This window comes from Longispora albida DSM 44784, from assembly GCF_000379825.1.
GTDB classification, from domain to species: Bacteria; Actinomycetota; Actinomycetes; order Mycobacteriales; family Micromonosporaceae; genus Longispora; species Longispora albida.
The window spans coordinates 737,497-753,558 of the sequence record NZ_KB903825.1 but is presented as its reverse complement, the minus strand read 5'-3'; the positions used below and the strand labels follow the sequence as shown (position 1 = coordinate 753,558).

The 16,062-nt window shown below is 69.0% G+C and carries 18 protein-coding genes; 10 read left to right on the top strand and 8 right to left on the bottom strand.

What is annotated here, in order from left to right; genetic code table 11:
- Nucleotides 1-19: 19 nt before the first annotated feature.
- The 5 genes from A3G1_RS0117300 to A3G1_RS0117280 form a co-directional block, all read right to left on the bottom strand.
- Complete coding sequence (locus tag A3G1_RS0117300; RefSeq protein WP_018350738.1) at nucleotides 20-796, bottom strand: ABC transporter permease; 777 nt, start codon at nucleotides 794-796, stop codon at nucleotides 20-22.
- Nucleotides 786-1,520: an ABC transporter ATP-binding protein gene (locus tag A3G1_RS0117295; protein ID WP_018350737.1), complete on the bottom strand. Its 735-nt coding sequence runs from the start codon at nucleotides 1,518-1,520 to the stop codon at nucleotides 786-788. Before A3G1_RS0117295 ends, A3G1_RS0117300 begins: the two co-directional genes overlap by 11 nt.
- Nucleotides 1,517-2,557: an ABC transporter substrate-binding protein gene (locus A3G1_RS0117290; protein WP_026212229.1), complete on the bottom strand. Its 1,041-nt coding sequence runs from the start codon at nucleotides 2,555-2,557 to the stop codon at nucleotides 1,517-1,519. The genes A3G1_RS0117295 and A3G1_RS0117290 overlap by 4 nt, the downstream gene beginning before the upstream one ends.
- 84 nt (nucleotides 2,558-2,641) lie before the next feature.
- A complete protein-coding gene (locus A3G1_RS0117285) occupies nucleotides 2,642-3,544 on the bottom strand; it encodes a COX15/CtaA family protein (protein WP_245563514.1) in 903 nt (300 codons plus the stop codon).
- Between the two features lie 74 nt (nucleotides 3,545-3,618).
- Nucleotides 3,619-4,158, bottom strand: coding sequence for a hypothetical protein (locus tag A3G1_RS0117280; protein ID WP_018350734.1), 540 nt, complete (start codon nucleotides 4,156-4,158; stop codon nucleotides 3,619-3,621).
- A 128-nt stretch (nucleotides 4,159-4,286) separates the two neighbouring features.
- On the opposite strand from A3G1_RS0117280, the gene A3G1_RS0117275 reads away from it, so the two are divergent.
- Genes A3G1_RS0117275 through A3G1_RS0117240 form a run of 8 tightly spaced genes read left to right on the top strand, consistent with a single transcriptional unit; the run spans nucleotide 4,287 to nucleotide 10,750 of the window.
- Nucleotides 4,287-5,012 carry a helix-turn-helix transcriptional regulator gene (locus tag A3G1_RS0117275; protein ID WP_157641185.1) on the top strand — a complete coding sequence of 242 codons (726 nt, stop codon included), beginning with the start codon at nucleotides 4,287-4,289 and terminating at the stop codon, nucleotides 5,010-5,012.
- Nucleotides 5,009-6,433, top strand: a complete 1,425-nt coding sequence (gene sufB / locus A3G1_RS0117270) for a Fe-S cluster assembly protein SufB (RefSeq protein ID WP_018350732.1) — start codon at nucleotides 5,009-5,011, stop codon at nucleotides 6,431-6,433. Before A3G1_RS0117275 ends, sufB begins: the two co-directional genes overlap by 4 nt.
- Nucleotides 6,433-7,575: a Fe-S cluster assembly protein SufD gene (gene sufD, locus A3G1_RS0117265; RefSeq protein WP_018350731.1), complete on the top strand. Its 1,143-nt coding sequence runs from the start codon at nucleotides 6,433-6,435 to the stop codon at nucleotides 7,573-7,575. The genes sufB and sufD overlap by 1 nt, the downstream gene beginning before the upstream one ends.
- A complete protein-coding gene (locus A3G1_RS0117260) occupies nucleotides 7,576-7,887 on the top strand; it encodes a non-heme iron oxygenase ferredoxin subunit (protein ID WP_018350730.1) in 312 nt (103 codons plus the stop codon).
- Nucleotides 7,884-8,645, top strand: a complete 762-nt coding sequence (gene sufC, locus A3G1_RS0117255) for a Fe-S cluster assembly ATPase SufC (RefSeq protein WP_018350729.1) — start codon at nucleotides 7,884-7,886, stop codon at nucleotides 8,643-8,645. Before A3G1_RS0117260 ends, sufC begins: the two co-directional genes overlap by 4 nt.
- 1 nt (nucleotide 8,646) lies before the next feature.
- On the top strand, nucleotides 8,647-9,936 hold the full coding sequence (locus A3G1_RS0117250; protein ID WP_018350728.1) for a cysteine desulfurase: 1,290 nt from the start codon (nucleotides 8,647-8,649) through the stop codon (nucleotides 9,934-9,936).
- Nucleotides 9,936-10,382: a Fe-S cluster assembly sulfur transfer protein SufU gene (sufU, locus tag A3G1_RS0117245; RefSeq protein WP_018350727.1), complete on the top strand. Its 447-nt coding sequence runs from the start codon at nucleotides 9,936-9,938 to the stop codon at nucleotides 10,380-10,382. The genes A3G1_RS0117250 and sufU overlap by 1 nt, the downstream gene beginning before the upstream one ends.
- A 5-nt stretch (nucleotides 10,383-10,387) precedes the next feature.
- On the top strand, nucleotides 10,388-10,750 hold the full coding sequence (locus A3G1_RS0117240; RefSeq protein ID WP_018350726.1) for an iron-sulfur cluster assembly protein: 363 nt from the start codon (nucleotides 10,388-10,390) through the stop codon (nucleotides 10,748-10,750).
- Nucleotides 10,751-10,958: 208 nt separating this feature from the next.
- On the opposite strand, the gene A3G1_RS42105 is transcribed toward A3G1_RS0117240, so the two are convergent.
- On the bottom strand, nucleotides 10,959-11,081 hold the full coding sequence (locus A3G1_RS42105; protein WP_018350725.1) for a hypothetical protein: 123 nt from the start codon (nucleotides 11,079-11,081) through the stop codon (nucleotides 10,959-10,961).
- Nucleotides 11,082-11,174: 93 nt separating this feature from the next.
- On the opposite strand from A3G1_RS42105, the gene A3G1_RS38670 reads away from it, so the two are divergent.
- The gene (locus A3G1_RS38670) at nucleotides 11,175-13,994 is read left to right on the top strand and encodes a DUF11 domain-containing protein (RefSeq protein ID WP_026212227.1); all 2,820 of its coding nucleotides are present in this window, start codon (nucleotides 11,175-11,177) and stop codon (nucleotides 13,992-13,994) included.
- A 130-nt stretch (nucleotides 13,995-14,124) separates the two neighbouring features.
- Here the strand turns inward: A3G1_RS38670 and A3G1_RS0117225 are convergent, their stop codons facing one another.
- Nucleotides 14,125-14,823, bottom strand: coding sequence for a hypothetical protein (locus A3G1_RS0117225; RefSeq protein WP_018350724.1), 699 nt, complete (start codon nucleotides 14,821-14,823; stop codon nucleotides 14,125-14,127).
- A 36-nt stretch (nucleotides 14,824-14,859) separates the two neighbouring features.
- Here A3G1_RS0117225 and A3G1_RS0117220 point away from each other — a divergent pair, with 36 nt between their 5' ends.
- Nucleotides 14,860-15,366: a CGNR zinc finger domain-containing protein gene (locus A3G1_RS0117220; RefSeq protein WP_018350723.1), complete on the top strand. Its 507-nt coding sequence runs from the start codon at nucleotides 14,860-14,862 to the stop codon at nucleotides 15,364-15,366.
- On the opposite strand, the gene A3G1_RS0117215 is transcribed toward A3G1_RS0117220, so the two are convergent.
- Nucleotides 15,353-16,024 carry a DNA alkylation repair protein gene (locus A3G1_RS0117215; protein WP_018350722.1) on the bottom strand — a complete coding sequence of 224 codons (672 nt, stop codon included), beginning with the start codon at nucleotides 16,022-16,024 and terminating at the stop codon, nucleotides 15,353-15,355. The genes A3G1_RS0117220 and A3G1_RS0117215 overlap by 14 nt on opposite strands.
- Nucleotides 16,025-16,062 lie beyond the last annotated feature (38 nt).

Here is a 16,062-nt window from a genome sequence, read left to right as displayed (position 1 = left end):
CCCGCTCACTCAGGAGAGATCACTCCGTGATGCCCCACCGGCGCCGGATCGCCTGGTCGGCCGACCCGAACGCGACATCCACCAGCAGGCCGATCACCAGGATCACGATCATGGTCGCGATCAGGCCCGCCGAGTCGTTGAGGTCGCGGAAGACGGTCAGCCGGGTACCGACCGACGGCCGGTTGGCCACCCCGACCAGCAGTTCCCCGGCCATCAGGCTCCGCCAGGAGAACGCCCAGCCCTGCTTGAGCCCGGCGACGATCGCGGGGAGGGACGCGGGGGCGATCACGTGCCGGTACAGGGAAATGCCCTTGGCTCCGATGTTCCGCCCGGCGCGCAGCAGCAGCGGCGGGACGTAGTCGACGCCGGCGATCACCCCGTTGGCGACGGACGGCGTGGCACCCAGGATGACCACGAACATGATCGCGTTCTCCGTGAGGCCGAACAGCAGCACGGCCAGCGGGAACCACGCGATCGACGGCATGGTCTGCAAAGCCGTGATCATGGAACCGAGCGCGGCCCTGAGCACCTTCACCCGGGCCACTGCCAGCCCGAGCAGCAGCCCCACGCCGGCGGCCAGGACGAAGCCCAGCACCGCGCGCTGCATGGTGATCCCGACGGCCAGCCAGAACCGCTCGTCACCCAGGCTCCGCCCCAGGTCGGCGAACGTGTCGGCCGGCGAGGCCAGCGCCCACGGCGGCCGGAACTCCGTCCAGATCGCGATCTGCCAGACCAGGAGCACGATCGCGACCGCAAGGACCTTGGGCCACGTGCCGGCCCAGGCCCTAGCGAGCATGGCTGGCAACCTCGTCCCGGAGCCGGTCGGTGATTTCTGCAGCAAGGGACGAGACCTCCGGTGAGTCGATCCGGCGCGGCCGGGGGATGTCCACCCGGCCCTGCCACTTGAGCCGGCCGGGGCGGCTGGACAGCAGGACGATCCTGTCGCCCAGCCGGGCGGCCTCGCGGACGTTGTGCGTGACGAACAGGACGGTCAGCCCGCGCTGCTGGACGATCCGCTCCAGTTCGTCGTGCAGCAGGTCACGGGTCATCGCGTCCAGCGCGCCGAACGGCTCGTCCATCAGCAGGACGGGCGAGTCGAGCGCGAGGGTCCTGGCCAGCGCGACGCGCTGCCGCATGCCGCCGGACAGCTCGTGCGGCCGTTTGCGCGCGAACTCCAGCAGGTTGACCGTGGCGAGCAGCTCGGCGACCTTCGCCTCCCGTTCCGCTCGGGGGACCTTGCGGAGCTTGAGGGGCAGGCCGACGTTCTTCTCGACGGTCAGCCAGGGGAACAGCGCTGGTTCCTGGAACATCAGCGCCGGGTTCCGCCCGGCCGTGATCTCGCCGCCGGTCGGCGTGTCGAGCCCGGCGATCAGGGAGAGCAGCGTGCTCTTCCCGCAGCCGGAGGCCCCGACGACGCAGACGAACTCGCCGGGCTCGATCTCCAGGGACAGCCGGTCCAGCGCGGTCACGGCGCCGGGGCCGTGACCGTACGTCCGGCTCACGTTCCGGATACTGATCATGCTTTGACCTCGGGTTTGCCGTTCGCCTTGAGGATCTCGTTGAGCAGGGCCAGGTCGTAGAGGCCCTTGAGGTCCGGCTTGTCCAGCAGCCCGACAGCCGTCGCGTGCTCGGCACCCTTGAGCAGCGAGCTGGCGATCGGGTCGTTGGTGAACTCAAGGGTCTTCCACGCCTGCTGGATCAGCTTGAGGTCGAGCGGCTTGCCGGTGAGCTTGCCGACCGACGTGGAGATGGCCTGCTGGGCCTCCTCCGGCTTGCTGACCACGAACTCCGTCGCGGCCACGTGCGCCTCCAGCAGCTTCCTGACGACGTCGCGGTGCTCCTTGAGGTACTTGTTCCGGACGATCAGGTTGGTGATCACGAAATTCTTGTCCGGCCACAGGTCACGCTCGTCGACCAGCACCTTGCCCCCGGCGGCCACCAGCCGGGAAGCGAACGGCTCCGGTACCCAGGCACCGTCGATCGCGTTCGCGTTGAACGCGTCCACGGTCACGCTGTTCTCCTGCGGCAGGATCTTGACGTCGCCGCCGCCGTCCTTGGTGGTGTTGAGCCCGCGTTCCTTCAGCCAGTACCGCAGGGCGACGTCCTGCGTGTTGCCCAGCTGCGGGGTGGCGATCTTCTTGCCCTTGAGCTGCTGCGCGTCGGTGATGCCCGGCTTGACGACGAAGGACACGCCGCCGGACGCCCCGCCGGCGATCACCCGCAGCGCCTCGCCCCTGGACTTGGTGAAGCCGTTGATCGTCGGGTTCGGCCCGATGTACACGGCGTCGATCTGGTCGGCGAAGAGCGCCTCGATCGCGGCGGGCCCCGCGTTGAACGTCGTCACCTTCAGGTCGACGCCCGAGCCCAGCTTCTCGGCGTAGATGCCCTTCTCGATCCCCGCGACGGCCTGCGCGTGGGTGAGATTCGGGAAGTAGCCCAGCCGCAGCGTGGTCTTCCCGTTCGCCGCCGCCTTCGGATCGTCGCCCGAGCCGCAGCCCGCCAGGAGCGATGTGGTCAGCACTCCCAGCACTGCCGCCGCACTGAGCCAACGCCTCATGAGCTTTTCCTTCCCGATAATCTCTACTTGATTAGTAGGAATATCGGGTACGGCGGAGCCGCCGTCAACTCGTCTGTTCGGCTTTTACACGGTTGCTACATTGCGCGGCTGCCCGGCGGCCACGGGAAGCGCGGTACGCGGCCGCAGGTCATGCCACACGGCGAGCGTCGCGATCCACACCACGCAGGCCCCGGCCATGTGCGCGGCGACCAGCACCACCGGCAGGTGCGTGAAGTACTGGACGAAGCCGATCAGGCCCTGCCCGAGCAGCACGAGAACGAACACGCCAGCGACCTTGCTGCGCGCCCCGACGGCCTTCAGTGTCAGCCACAGCGCGACCGACAGCCCGAGCAGCAGGAACACGAGATCGGTGTGCAGCTGGGCGAACGCGCCTGGGTCGAGGCCGTTGCGCTTGGCGTCAGCGTCCCCGGCGTGCGGGCCGCTGCCGGTCACCACGGTGCCGGCCACGATCACGGCCCCGCTGGTCACCATCGTCAGCCAGGTCAGCGCACGCACCGGGGGCCTCACCGCCCAGACGGGCGGTCCAGCGGGCCGGTCGATCCTGATCCACAGGGTGTACGCGGCCACGAGCGCGGCCATCGACGCCAGGAAGTGGCAGCCGACCACCCACGGGTTGAGGTTCGTGAGGACGGTCATCCCGCCGACCACGGCCTGGGCCGGCACCCCGAGTACCGACAGCAGGGCCGGAACGGTCAGCTCCCGCCGCTTCGTCAGCCAGGCGAGCACGAGCGCGGCCCCGACGATGAAGCCGATCACGCCGGTCAGGGTCCGGTTGGTGAACTCGATGACCCCGTGGATGCCCATCTCGGCGGTCGGTACGTACGACCCGTCCACGCACTGCGGCCAGGTCGGGCAGCCGAGGCCGGAGCCGGTGAGCCGGACAGCCCCGCCGGTGACGACGATCAGGGCGTGCGCGACCAGGCCGGCGAATGCCGCCCACTTCAGCAAGGCTCGGCTCCTCAACACCGACACAGCGTAGAAGTTCGGTGGTCGCGCGGGCCGGGCGGGGTTGCCGGGTGTGCCGCCGGGCGCCCGTACCGCTACCCCCGTAGCAGCGGTGCGAGCGCCCGGCGGGCCTGGAGGGAGAGGACGAGGATCGCCGTCTCGGTCGCGATCGGTAACGCGAGCAGGAGCACCCAGGCGTACTCCTTCTTCCACGTGATCAGAGCCATGGCACCCGCTGTCAGGATCCCGGCAAGGTAGAAGGCGACATTGGCGATAACGAATGTGACAAGGTGCCGGGCCGGCCGGATCGCCCACGGGTCGGCGCGGCGGAGCCGGGTGGCCAGCCGGAAGAGCGTGAACGCCAGCACGAGACCGAGCAGCCCCTCGCTCAGCGGCAGCACGAGCAGGCTGACCCAGACCGGGCTGCCCTCGATCGCCGTGAGGACCAGGGCGTGGGCCGGGCCGAGGAGCGCGCCGGAGAAGCTGAGCGAGCACACGGCCCAGATCGGCCGGGTGACCAGTCCCACGGTCGTGAGCGAGCTGATCAGGTCGGCGGCCCGGAGATGCGCCGCCTGTCCCGGTGTGACCGTTTCCAGCCCCGGTGCCGCTGTTCCTGGTGCGGGATCGTGCGTCATGGCGCCTCCTGTTGAACGTGTTCAACTGGCGCTGACCGTACCAGAAAGTTTTGAACGCGTTCAACGGTGGTGTGGGTCACGTCGCACCCGGTTTGCCCTGCCGGCCGGAAATAAGTAACACTGGTGTTGTGAAAAACGCGGCGGTGGTCCCTGTGCCGCCCGCGCCGGCAGCCGGCGCGGGATCGGACGGCCGCACCCGCGACCGGGTCGCCCACCACCTGCTGGAGCACGGCGCCGCGACAGCGGCGGAGCTCGGCTGCGCACTGGGCCTGAGCCCGGCAGCCATCCGCCGCCACCTGGACGCCATGCTCGCCGACGGCCTGATCGAGTGCCGTGACCGGCCCAGCAGGGCCCAGCGTGGCCGGGGCCGACCGGCCAAGGCCTTCGAGCTGACCGACGCCGGCCGGGCAGCCGGCGGCCCGCACACCTACGATGATCTCGCCCGCGAGGCCCTGCGCTGGATCGCCAGGCAGGGCGGTGACGACGCCGTGCGTGAGTTCGTCGCCGAGCGGGTAGCAGGGCTGGAGGAGCGGTGCCGGACGGCGATGTCCGACGCCGGCGACGCTCCGTTCGCCAGGGCCGAGGCCCTCGCAGAGGCGCTGAGCCGTGAGGGCTACGCTGCCGGCGCGACGGCGATCGCCTCCGGCGGCCAGCTCTGCCAGCACCACTGCCCGGTGGCACACGTCGCAGCGGAGTTCCCGCAACTCTGCGAGGCGGAGACCCAGGTGATCAGCCGGCTCGTCGGCACGCACGTGCAGCGGCTGGCGACCATCGCCAATGGGGACGGGGTGTGCACCACCTTCATCCCCGACCCCCGCAGAACCATGACCGAGAGCGTGAGGACTAGCTCATGACCGCAGAGACCGTCGTTACCCAAGAGGAGCACCTGGCTGCTCTGGGCCGTTACGAGTACGGCTGGGCCGACAAGGACACGGCAGGCGCCAACGCCCGCCGGGGCCTCAACGAGGACGTGGTCCGCGACATCTCGGCGAAGAAGAACGAGCCGCAGTGGATGCTCGACCTCCGGCTCAAGGGCCTGCGGCTGTTCGGCCGCAAGCCCATGCCGGGCTGGGGCGCAGACCTGAGCGGCATCGACTTCGACAACATCAAGTACTTCGTGCGCTCGACAGAGAAGCAGGCGGCGAGCTGGGAAGAGCTGCCGGAGGACATCAAGAACACCTACGACAAGCTGGGCATCCCGGAGGCGGAGAAGCAGCGCCTCGTCGCCGGTGTCGCCGCCCAGTACGAGTCGGAGGTCGTCTACCACGCGATCCGCGAGGACCTCGAGCAGCAGGGTGTCCTGTTCCTGGACACCGACACCGCGCTCAAGGAGCACGAGGACATCTTCAAGGAGTACTTCGGCACGGTGATCCCGGTCGGCGACAACAAGTTCGCCGCGCTGAACACCGCCGTGTGGTCGGGTGGCTCCTTCATCTACGTGCCCAAGGGCGTCAACGTGGAGATCCCGCTCCAGGCCTACTTCCGGATCAACACGGAGAACATGGGCCAGTTCGAGCGGACCCTGATCATCGTGGACGAGGGTGCCTACGTGCACTACGTCGAGGGCTGCACCGCCCCGATCTACTCCTCGGACTCGCTGCACTCGGCCGTCGTCGAGATCATCGTGAAGAAGGGCGGCCGGTGCCGCTACACGACGATCCAGAACTGGTCGACCAACGTCTACAACCTGGTCACCAAGCGGGCCGTCTGCCACGAGGGCGCCACGATGGAGTGGGTCGACGGCAACCTCGGCTCGAAGGTCACCATGAAGTACCCGGCCGTGTACATGGTCGGCGAGCACGCCAAGGGCGAGGTGCTGTCGGTCGCGATGGCCGGCGAGAACCAGCACCAGGACGCCGGCGCCAAGATGGTGCACGCCGCCCCGCACACCTCCTCCTCGATCATCTCGAAGTCGATCGCCCGTGGCGGCGGCCGGACCTCCTACCGGGGTCTCGTGCAGGTGATGGACGGCGCTCACCACTCCAAGAGCACGGTCAAGTGCGACGCGCTGCTGGTCGACACGATCAGCCGCAGCGACACCTACCCCTACGTGGACGTCCGCGAGGACGACGTGCAGATGGGCCACGAGGCCACCGTCTCCAAGATCAGTGACGACCAGCTCTTCTACCTGATGAGCCGGGGCCTCACCGAGGACGAGGCGATGGCGACCATCGTGCGCGGCTTCATCGAGCCGATCGCCAAGGAGCTGCCGATGGAGTACGCCCTCGAGTTGAACCGTTTGATCGAGCTCCAGATGGAAGGCGCAGTCGGTTAATGCTCTCCGAAACAATCGTTCCTCCGAAGACCCGCGCGCAGGAGCTTCGCTCGTACGACGCAGCCGACTTCCCGGTCCTCACCGGCCGGGAGGAGGAGTGGCGGTTCACGCCGCTCAAGCGGCTGCGCGGGCTCGCTGACGGCAGCCAGGACACGGTCGCGGCTCCCGGGCACGAGTACGGGCAGGACCTCGCCGGGGTGACCGTCGGCCGGGCCGGGCTCGACGACCCGCGCCGTGGCTCGGTGCTGACGCCGTTCGACCGGCCGAGCGCTCTCGCGTACGGCGGGGCCGCCGACGTGCTGCTGGTCGAGGTGGCCCGCGAGGCCATCCCGGCCGAGCCGGTGTCCGTCGTCGTCCGGGGCAGTGACGCCGGGGCCGTCGCGTACGGGCACACCATTGTGGACATCGGCGTGCTCGCCGAGGCCACGGTGATCATCGAGTACGCCGGCAGCGTCACGCTCGCCGACAACGTCGAGGTGATCGTCGGGGACGGGGCGAAGCTGACCTTCGTCACCGTCGCTGACTGGGAAGCCGGCGCGGTGCAGGCCCAGCACGTCAAGTTCCGGGTCGGCCGCGACGCCAAGGTCACCCACGTGCAGGTCACGCTGGGCGGGGACCTGGTGCGGCAGTACACCAGCGCGGAGTACACCGGCCGGGGCGGCGACGTCGAGGCCTTCGGTGTGTACTTCGCCGACGCCGGCCAGCACCAGGAGCACCGCCTCCTCGTCGACCACACCGTGCCGGACTGCCGGAGCCACGTCACGTACCGTGGCGCGCTCCAGGGTGAGGACGCGCACACCGTGTGGGTCGGCGACGTGCTGATCCGGGCCGAGGCGACGGGCACCGACACGTACGAGATCAACCGGAACCTGATCCTGACGGACGGCGCGCGGGCTGACTCCGTGCCGAACCTGGAGATCGAGACCGGCGAGGTCGCGGGTGCCGGTCACGCCAGCGCCACCGGCCGCTTCGACGACGAGCACCTCTTCTACCTGATGAGCCGGGGCATCCCGGAGGTCGAGGCGCGCAAGCTGGTCGTGCGGGGCTTCTTCGCCGAGCTGCTGGCGAAGATCCCGGCCGAGGCGCTGCGCGACCGGCTGACCGAGACCATCGAGGCTCGCCTGGCGAAGGCCGGTGAGTAGATGACCCGGATCTGCCTGGTCGACGAGCTGCCGAAGGGCGCTGTGGTCCGCGCGGAGATCGACGGCGAGGCCATCGCCGTCGTGCACGCGGAGGACGACAACTTCTACGCCATCCGTGACGAGTGCTCGCACGCCGCGATCGCCCTGTCGGAGGGCGAGGTCGACGGCTGCACGATCGAGTGCTGGCTGCACGGGTCGCGGTTCGACCTGCGGACGGGCGAGCCGTCCGGACCACCGGCCGTCGAGCCGGTCCCTGTTTACCCCGTCGAGGTGCGTGACGGCGAGATTCACATTGGAGTAGGGCAGTCATGAGCGTTCTGGAAATCCGTGACCTTCAGGTGGCCGTCAAGCTGCCCGAGGACGAGCTGAAGCCGATTCTGGCCGGGGTCAACCTGACCATCAAGGCCGGCGAGACGCACGCGATCATGGGGCCGAACGGCTCGGGCAAGTCCACCCTCGCGTACTCGATCGCCGGGCACCCCAAGTACGAGATCACCGGCGGCTCGGTCACCCTGGACGGCGAGGACGTCCTGGCGATGACCGTCGACGAGCGGGCGCGGGCCGGGCTGTTCCTGGCCATGCAGTACCCGGTCGAGGTGCCGGGCGTGAGCGTGGCGAACTTCCTGCGCACCGCCAAGACGGCGATCGACGGTGAGGCGCCGAAGCTGCGTACCTGGGCCAAGGAGCTCAAGGACGCGATGGCCGCCGTCCAGATGGACCCGGCCTTCGCACAGCGCAACGTCAACGAGGGCTTCTCCGGTGGTGAGAAGAAGCGGCACGAGATCGTGCAGCTGGAGCTTCTCAGGCCGAAGATGGCCATTCTTGACGAAACCGACTCTGGCCTGGACATCGACGCCCTCCGCGTGGTTTCCGAGGGCATCAACCGGGTCAAGGACCGTGGCGAGACCGGCCTGCTGCTGATCACGCACTACACGCGGATCCTGCGGTACGTGAAGCCGGATTTCGTGCACGTCTTCGTCGCGGGGCGCATTGTTGAGGAAGGCGGCCCGGAGCTCGCCGAGCACCTGGAAGCCAAGGGTTACGAGCGGTTCGTCTCGGCAGGAGCCTGACATGACCTTGACCATCCCGGCCGGAATGCCGCAGTACGACGACGCGCCGCGGTTCGACGTGGAGAAGGTGCGCGCCGACTTCCCGATCTTCGGCCGGGCGGTCAACGGTCAGCCCCTCGTCTACCTGGACAGCGCCAACACCTCGCAGAAGCCCCAGCAGGTGATCGACGCGCTGGCGGTGCACTACGCGCTGCACAACGCGAACGTCTCCCGCTCGGTGCACACCCTGGGCACCGAGGCGACCGAGGCCTACGAGGACGCGCGGGCGAAGATCGCGAACTTCGTCGGGGCGCCCAGCCCCGACGAGATCGTGTTCGTGAAGAACTCCTCCGAGGCGATCAACCTGGTCGCCTACGCCTTCTCGCCGCGCTCGGAGGACGACCGGTTCCGGATCGGCCCCGGCGACGAGATCGTGATCTCGGAGATGGAGCACCACTCCAACATCGTGCCGTGGCAGATGCTCGCGGAGCGGACGGGCGCGACCCTGCGCTGGTTCGGCGTGACCGACCAGGGCCGGCTCGACCTGTCCAACCTGGACGAGCTGGTCAACGAGCGCACGAAGATCGTGTCGATCGTGCACATGTCCAACATCCTGGGCACGGTCAACGCGACCTCGCGGATCACGAAGCGGGCGCACGAGGTCGGCGCGCTGATGATGCTCGACGCCTCGCAGTCCGTGCCGCACCTGCCGATGGACGTCGTGGCCTACGACGTGGACTTCATCGCCTTCACCGGCCACAAGATGCTCGGCCCGACCGGCATCGGCTGCCTGTGGGGCCGGGGTGAGCTGCTCAACGCGATGCCGCCGTTCCTCGGTGGCGGCTCGATGATCGAGACAGTCACGATGGAGAAGACGACGTACGCTGCGGCCCCGGCCCGCTTCGAGGCCGGCACCCCGCCGATCGCGGAGGCCATCGCGCTCGGTGCTGCCGTGGACTACCTGACGAACCTGGGCATGGACGCGGTGCTCTGGCATGAGAAGGAGCTGACGGCCTACGCGCTCGACGCTCTGGTCACCGTGCCCGGCCTGAAGATCTACGGTCCGCAGATCCCGGTCGGGCGGGGCGGGACGATCTCGTTCTCGCTCGGCGACATCCACCCGCACGACGTGGGCCAGATCCTCGACGCCGACGGCGTGCAGGTCCGGGTGGGCCACCACTGCGCGAAGCCGACGTGCGCCCGGTTCGGCGTACCGGCCATGACCCGTGCTTCGTTCTACGTGTACACAACGACCGAGGAGATCGACGCCCTCGTGCGCGGGCTCGAGAAGGTGCGGAAGGTCTTCGGCTGATGCAGCTCGACCAGCTCTACCAGGAGATCATCCTGGATCACTACCGCCGGCCGAAGGGCAAGGGGCTCCGGGAGCCCTACGGCGCTGAGGTGCACCACGTCAACCCGACCTGTGGCGACGAGATCACGCTGCGGGTGTGGCTGGTCGGCGGGGTGGTCAAGGACATCTCCTACGACGGGGCCGGCTGCTCGATCAGCCAGGCCGCCGCCAGCATCATGTACGAGCTGCTGGCCGGCGCCCAGCTCAGCACGGCCCTCCAGATCAACGAGGTGTTCGTGGAGCTGATGGGCAGCCGGGGCAAGCTCGAACCGGACGAGGACCTGCTCGGCGACGGCGTGGCCTTCGCCGGGGTCTCGAAGTACCCGGCGCGGGTGAAGTGCGCGCTGCTGCCGTGGATGGCGTTCAAGGACGCGGCGGCGCGGGCCGCGGCGAGCGACGAGGAGTAGTAGTCATGAGTGAGGCAGTCGAGACCCCGGCCGAGCCGAAGGTCAAGCCGGCCCTGGACGACGTGGAGGAAGCCCTCCGCGACGTGGTCGACCCCGAGCTGGGCATCAACGTCGTGGACCTCGGCCTGATCTACGGCATCCACGTCGACGACGACATCGTGGCCACGGTCGACATGACCCTGACGTCGGCGGCCTGCCCGCTGACCGACGTGATCGAGGAGCAGGCCCGCACGGCGCTGTGCTCCGGCCCGGGCGGCGGCCTGGTCAACGACCTGCGGATCAACTGGGTGTGGCTCCCGCCGTGGGGCCCCGACAAGATCACCGACGACGGCCGCGAGCAGCTCCGTGCACTCGGTTTCAACGTTTAGACCGTTTGGACCCGGCGTGGACGACGCTGGACTGCGCATTGAGGCGCCCCGCATACCGGTGTTGTATGCGGGGCGCCTCAATGCTTGCCAGCCCCGCCCACGCCGGGCCACTTCGTGTTAGATCAAGAGCAAGTACAAGATCAAGGGCTTGATTTTGTACGTGCTGCATGGAAGCTGAACTGGCTGCTACCCGGTCAGAGGCCGGGTGTCACTTCTTCTTCGAGCCCGCCCGGTCGGCGGCCCGTGTCTCGGCGGCGCGCTTGTCGCGTTCCTTCTTCTTGAGAATCCGGTCCTTTGTCCAGCGGACTTTGCCGCGTGCTCCTCTGCCCATCCGCCGAGTCTATGCCGGACATCCTCGGTAAATGCCCTGAATACGAAGCGTGTCGTATCGTCACCTGTCGCGGTGTTTGCCTAGATTGATCACGTGAAACGTGCCGCGATCGGACTGCTGGTCCTCCTCTTCGCCGTGATCGGGGCCGCGCCGCCGGCCTGGGCGGATGCCCGGATGGCGGTCCGCCTCGACCCGAGTACGTCGCCGGTGTCGTCCGGGGACTACATGTCGTACAACGGGTTCATCGAGTGCTCGATCCCCGGGGGCTGTGACAACGTCACCGTCACCTTCACGCCGCCGCCCGGCAGGTCGGGGCCGGGGGAGATAGCGAAGCCGTGGCCGGCCGGGGTGACCGGCGTGGTGTCCAATCCGGACGGCACGGTCACGGTCACCTACGACCACATCGACGCCGGCTCGACCTCACAGCTGACCGTGAGCTGGCCGACGAAGGACTACTACACGCCGCCCGGCGACCAGAAGGCCGGGATCAGCGCGATCGCCGGGAACGGTGACGGCACGCCGAGCAAGGACGAGGCGGTCGTGAAGGTCGAGGCCGAGCCGAATCCGCAGATCATCAAGAACGCCCCGACCACGGCGGTCCTCAACGAGAACTTCACGTACCAGATCCGCGCGACGAACAACCCCAGGGGCGGCACCGGCCGGGGCAACCTGGCGCTGGAGAACGTGACGCTCACCGACACGCTCCCGGCCGGCGTCGAGTACGTGTCCTCGACGCCGTGCACGTACGACGCGGCCACCCGCACGGTCAGCATGCCGGTCGACACCAACCCGGGCATGGCCGGCAGCCAGTGGGACCAGATCACCGAGTTCCCGTACGAGATCCGCTGCGACATCACGGTGAAGGTGACCGACCCGGCCCTGGTCGGGCAGCCGATCCGGAACACGGCCAGCATCACCGGCGACCCGTACGGGCCGGACGACGACCCGGTCACCAGGACCGACACCAAGGACACCACCATTGTGGACTCCGGGACGATCACCGGGGAGTTCAACAAGTACACGGACAGCCAGATCGCGACGCACGGCCAGGTCGTCCAGTTCATCGCCGAGGTGCGGAACACGGGTAACCAGGCGGCGACGGCGATCGTGACCGACGTGATGCCGCCCGGATTCGACCCGACGAGCGTCAACATCTACATCCCCGGCCAGGCGACCCCGTACCAGGGCCAGGCCACGGTCGACGTGACCTACGCCGACGGCACCACGAAGAGCATCCCGTGGGACCAGAACAGCGCGGACGTGACCAAGGCCGGCGTGGACGTCACGTCGATCAAGGTGACCATCCCCGGCCTGTCCGCCGCGACCACGATCAACGTGCAGTACTACGGCGTGGTCGACGCGACCGAGCTGACCGGCGGGGCCGGCACCATCACCAACTGCGCCGACTTCGACCTGGGCGGCAAGGCCAAGGGCCGTAAGTGCGCGGACATCAAGGTACTCCCGGCGCTGGCCTGGCCGCTGATCGAGAAGGAGACCAGCCAGGCCCCCGTCGCGCCGGGCGGCCAGCACACCTGGACGGTCAAGGTCACCAACGACCCGTACAACCGCCTGACCTCCCCGCTCCGCCCGCGCATCGTCGACCTGCTGCCGAACCAGCTGGACTACGTGCCCGGCTCGTTCGCCCTGGTCGCCGGGGAACCCGGCTACTGCCCGCCCGGCTCGGCCTTCACCGTGACCGTCGAGCCCAACCGGGCCAGGGGCCGCAGCGCCCTGGTCGCGACGGCCAACCCGGGCAGCACCATCCCGAACAACAACTCGATCTGCCGGTACCAGTTCAAGACCGAGGTGAAGGCCGGCGCGGCGAGCGGCACCTACCAGGGCGACCCGAACACCTCGAACTACCCGGGTAACCTGATCGGCCTGTTCGACCCGGACAAGCCGATCCAGGGCGGCGAGCAGGACAAGGAGGACTGGGACGGCGACGGCGACACCACGGAGAACTTCGTGAAGGGCGGCGAGGACTTCGCGATCGCCGAGTCGGCTGCCCTGGCTGTGTCCAAAGAGGTCAAGGGCAACAAGGACCAGGACTACAAGGGCTCGGCGGAGGTCGACCCGGCAGCGGTCGGCAGGTCCGACAACGGCGGCACGGTCAGCTACCGCGTGAAGCTCGGCAACCTGGGCAACAAGACCCTCACCAACGTCGTCGCCTACGACATCCTGCCGGCCCCGGGCGCCCCGGGCGTGACCAGCGGCCGGTACACGGACATGAAGGCGAACGAGTGGCTGGCCACGCTGACCGGGCCGATCAGCGCCGGGAACGCGCCGGTGACCATCACGTACTCCACGAAGCTTGACCCGTGCCGGCCGGAGATGGACAACACGCCGGGCAAGACGATGCCGTTCTACTGCGGCGGAGTCGTGGACGCGACGTTCGTACCCGCTGCCTCGGTCACCGACTGGTCCGCGATCCGCTCGGTCCGCTTCGACTTCGGCACGCACCACGTCCTGGGGGGCGAGGAGTACACCTTCGAGTGGACGATGAAGGTACCGGAGGGCGCCGACACCGGCCAGCGCACGTGGAACAAGATCGGCATCGGCGGTAAGCGGGTCGACGGCACCACCACCACGGACCTGCTCGCGACCGAGGCCCCGTGGGTGGTCGACGAGGTGACGAAGAAGCCGGTCCCGCCGACCCCGTCACCGTCTCCTTCTCCGTCCCCGTCTCCTTCTCCGTCGCCCACGGTGCCTCCGACTGTCCCGCCGACGACGGTTCCGCCCACAGTTCCGCCCACGGAGCCGCCGGCACCGTCCCTGTCACCCGAGCCGCCGATCCCGGTGACCGGCGCGAGCGTGACCGGCCTGATGTCCTCCGCTGCGGCGATGCTCGGCATCGGCCTGGCGATGGTGCTCGTCGCCCGCCGCTTCCGGCCCCAGCCCGGAAACCGGCACTAGCCAGGAAACCGGAACTGGTCGCGAGGCCGGAACCGGTCAGGAAAGGCGAACCGGCCGGTAAGTCGAACTAGCCGCGAACGGCGAACACGGAACGGGCCGCTGTCCTCACCGGGCAGCGGCCCGTTCCGCGTTACCGGAGCCAGGTCAGCCCGAGGTCTTCCGCCGTGCGCGTGACCAGGCCGCGCAGGTCGGCCGCTTCCCGGGTGTCGCCGAGCTCCCCGGCGAGGGTGGCAGCCGCGGCTGCTGTGTGCGGGCGGGTGCCGATGGCGGCCCGCTGGTGGTACGAGAGGCGGAGCAGGGCCAGCCCCTCCTCGCGGTCCCCGGCGTCGAGGGCCTGGGCGCCGATGTGCCGGACGGCGTGCGACTCGAGCAGGATGTCGCCGGACGCCACGGAGGACTCCAGCGCCGCCTGGTACCCCTTGGCGGCGACCTCGGTCTCGCCGTGCAGGTTCTCGATGCTGACCGCGTGCCAGAAGTCCGGCCAGCCGCCCAGCTCGGCAGCCCCGCGCAGGGAGCCGAAGGCACTCACCGGGTCGCCGCAGTACGGCTCGCCGTCCAGCTTGAAGAGCTGCCGCCAGTATTCGAGTTCGGTCGTCAGCAGGGTGGCCAGCGGGGTGCCGTCGAGAGCGGCGATGGCTTCCAGGGCCGGGGCGGGGTCGCCGAGCTGCCACAGGTACCGCTCGGTGCTGGTCTCGGCGCGCAGGGCCCTGGCCAGCGGCGTGTCCAGCTCGCCGAGGATGGCGAGCGCCGCGTCCCAGCGGCCTGCCCGCCGGACCAGCCGGGCCGCAGCGAGAACCGGGTCGGCCATGTAGGCTTCGTCAAGCGTCATGGTGCCTACCATGACAGGTGGAGTGTAGGTGGTCAAGTGCGTTACGAGGACTACATCGGTAACCTGGCCCGGCTGGCCGTCGAGCTGGTGAACGCCGACGAGCCCAGCGAGCTGAGCGCCGAGCTCTTCGCCGAACACGGCGTGACCAGGCCCTCCGAGGCCGACCTTGCCCCGCTCCTCGCCGAGCTGCGCCCGGCGATCACGGCCGTGGTGACGGGCGGGGCGCTGGATGTGGTGAACGAGCTGCTCGCCAAGTACCCGCCGCAGCTTCACATCAGCGATCACGACGGCCCCGGCACGGCCCACCTGCACCATGCCTACAACGGCATCGACGGCGTCTCGTGGATCGCGCGGTCCAGCGCTGCTGCCCTCGCCCACATCGCCTGCCAGATCCCCGGTGTGATCATCGGGGGCTGCCAGGCCGACGGCTGCCCGAAGTTCTTCGTCGACCAGTCGCGCAACCACAGCCGCCGGTTCTGTGGCAACACGTGCGCGAGCCGGACGACCGTCGCGGCCTACCGCAAGCGAACTAAAGGTTCTTGAGGGCCTCGCGCCGCGACAACGGCGACAGACCAGGTGTCCCCTCCATATAGGACCGCACGCTCTCCGGCTCCGTCTTCGCGTACTCACGCAACGACCAGCCGATCGCCTTGCGGATGAAGAAGTCTGGATGCCCGGCCAGGTCGGTGCAGTAGCCGAAGAGGCGCGCCGCGTCCGTCCGGCCCTTGTACGTGAGCTGGTGCAGGATCGCCGTCCTGGCCAGCCACAGCTCCGGCCCGGCAGCCCACTCGTCCATCACCGCGACCAGGCCGGGGGAGTCCGCCACCAGCGGGCCGACGGCGTGGGCGGCGAGGGCGTCCACTGTGTCCCACCAAGGCTTCGTGACGAGCAGCCGCTCGACGGTACCGAGGAAATCCGGCCCGCACGCCCCGATGTGCCGGCACACGTAGTCGGTACCGAAGTACTGGTATTCGCGGTGGGGCAGGCCCCAGCAGGCCAGGGCGATCTCCGCGACCTCCTCCTCCAGGGGCTTCCTCGGCACGGCCTGCACCGCACGCCCGAGCTTGCGCCGCTCCGGTGTCGGGATGCCCAGGAACGGGAACTGATCGCGCATGTAGGCAGCCATGCCCGCCGCGCGCTCCGGGTCGGCGGCGGCCTGGAACGTGCCGGTCAGGCTCGCGAGCAGCTCCGGGACTGTCATACCGCGAAGCATCTCACCGGGGTCTGACATAGCCTTCA

What these genes read in the sequence shown, in the direction of transcription:
- A3G1_RS0117300 (WP_018350738.1), bottom strand. Translation starts at nt 796, where the DNA reads ATGCTCGCTAGGGCCTGGGCCGGCACGTGGCCCAAGGTCCTTGCGGTC.
- A3G1_RS0117295 (WP_018350737.1), bottom strand. Translation starts at nt 1,520, where the DNA reads ATGATCAGTATCCGGAACGTGAGCCGGACGTACGGTCACGGCCCCGGC.
- A3G1_RS0117290 (WP_026212229.1), bottom strand. Translation starts at nt 2,557, where the DNA reads ATGAGGCGTTGGCTCAGTGCGGCGGCAGTGCTGGGAGTGCTGACCACA.
- A3G1_RS0117280 (WP_018350734.1), bottom strand. Translation starts at nt 4,158, where the DNA reads ATGACGCACGATCCCGCACCAGGAACAGCGGCACCGGGGCTGGAAACG.
- sufB (WP_018350732.1), top strand. Translation starts at nt 5,009, where the DNA reads ATGACCGCAGAGACCGTCGTTACCCAAGAGGAGCACCTGGCTGCTCTG.
- sufD (WP_018350731.1), top strand. Translation starts at nt 6,433, where the DNA reads ATGCTCTCCGAAACAATCGTTCCTCCGAAGACCCGCGCGCAGGAGCTT.
- A3G1_RS0117260 (WP_018350730.1), top strand. Translation starts at nt 7,576, where the DNA reads ATGACCCGGATCTGCCTGGTCGACGAGCTGCCGAAGGGCGCTGTGGTC.
- sufC (WP_018350729.1), top strand. Translation starts at nt 7,884, where the DNA reads ATGAGCGTTCTGGAAATCCGTGACCTTCAGGTGGCCGTCAAGCTGCCC.
- A3G1_RS0117250 (WP_018350728.1), top strand. Translation starts at nt 8,647, where the DNA reads ATGACCTTGACCATCCCGGCCGGAATGCCGCAGTACGACGACGCGCCG.
- sufU (WP_018350727.1), top strand. Translation starts at nt 9,936, where the DNA reads ATGCAGCTCGACCAGCTCTACCAGGAGATCATCCTGGATCACTACCGC.
- A3G1_RS0117240 (WP_018350726.1), top strand. Translation starts at nt 10,388, where the DNA reads ATGAGTGAGGCAGTCGAGACCCCGGCCGAGCCGAAGGTCAAGCCGGCC.
- A3G1_RS42105 (WP_018350725.1), bottom strand. Translation starts at nt 11,081, where the DNA reads ATGGGCAGAGGAGCACGCGGCAAAGTCCGCTGGACAAAGGACCGGATT.
- A3G1_RS0117225 (WP_018350724.1), bottom strand. Translation starts at nt 14,823, where the DNA reads ATGACGCTTGACGAAGCCTACATGGCCGACCCGGTTCTCGCTGCGGCC.
- A3G1_RS0117215 (WP_018350722.1), bottom strand. Translation starts at nt 16,024, where the DNA reads ATGACAGTCCCGGAGCTGCTCGCGAGCCTGACCGGCACGTTCCAGGCC.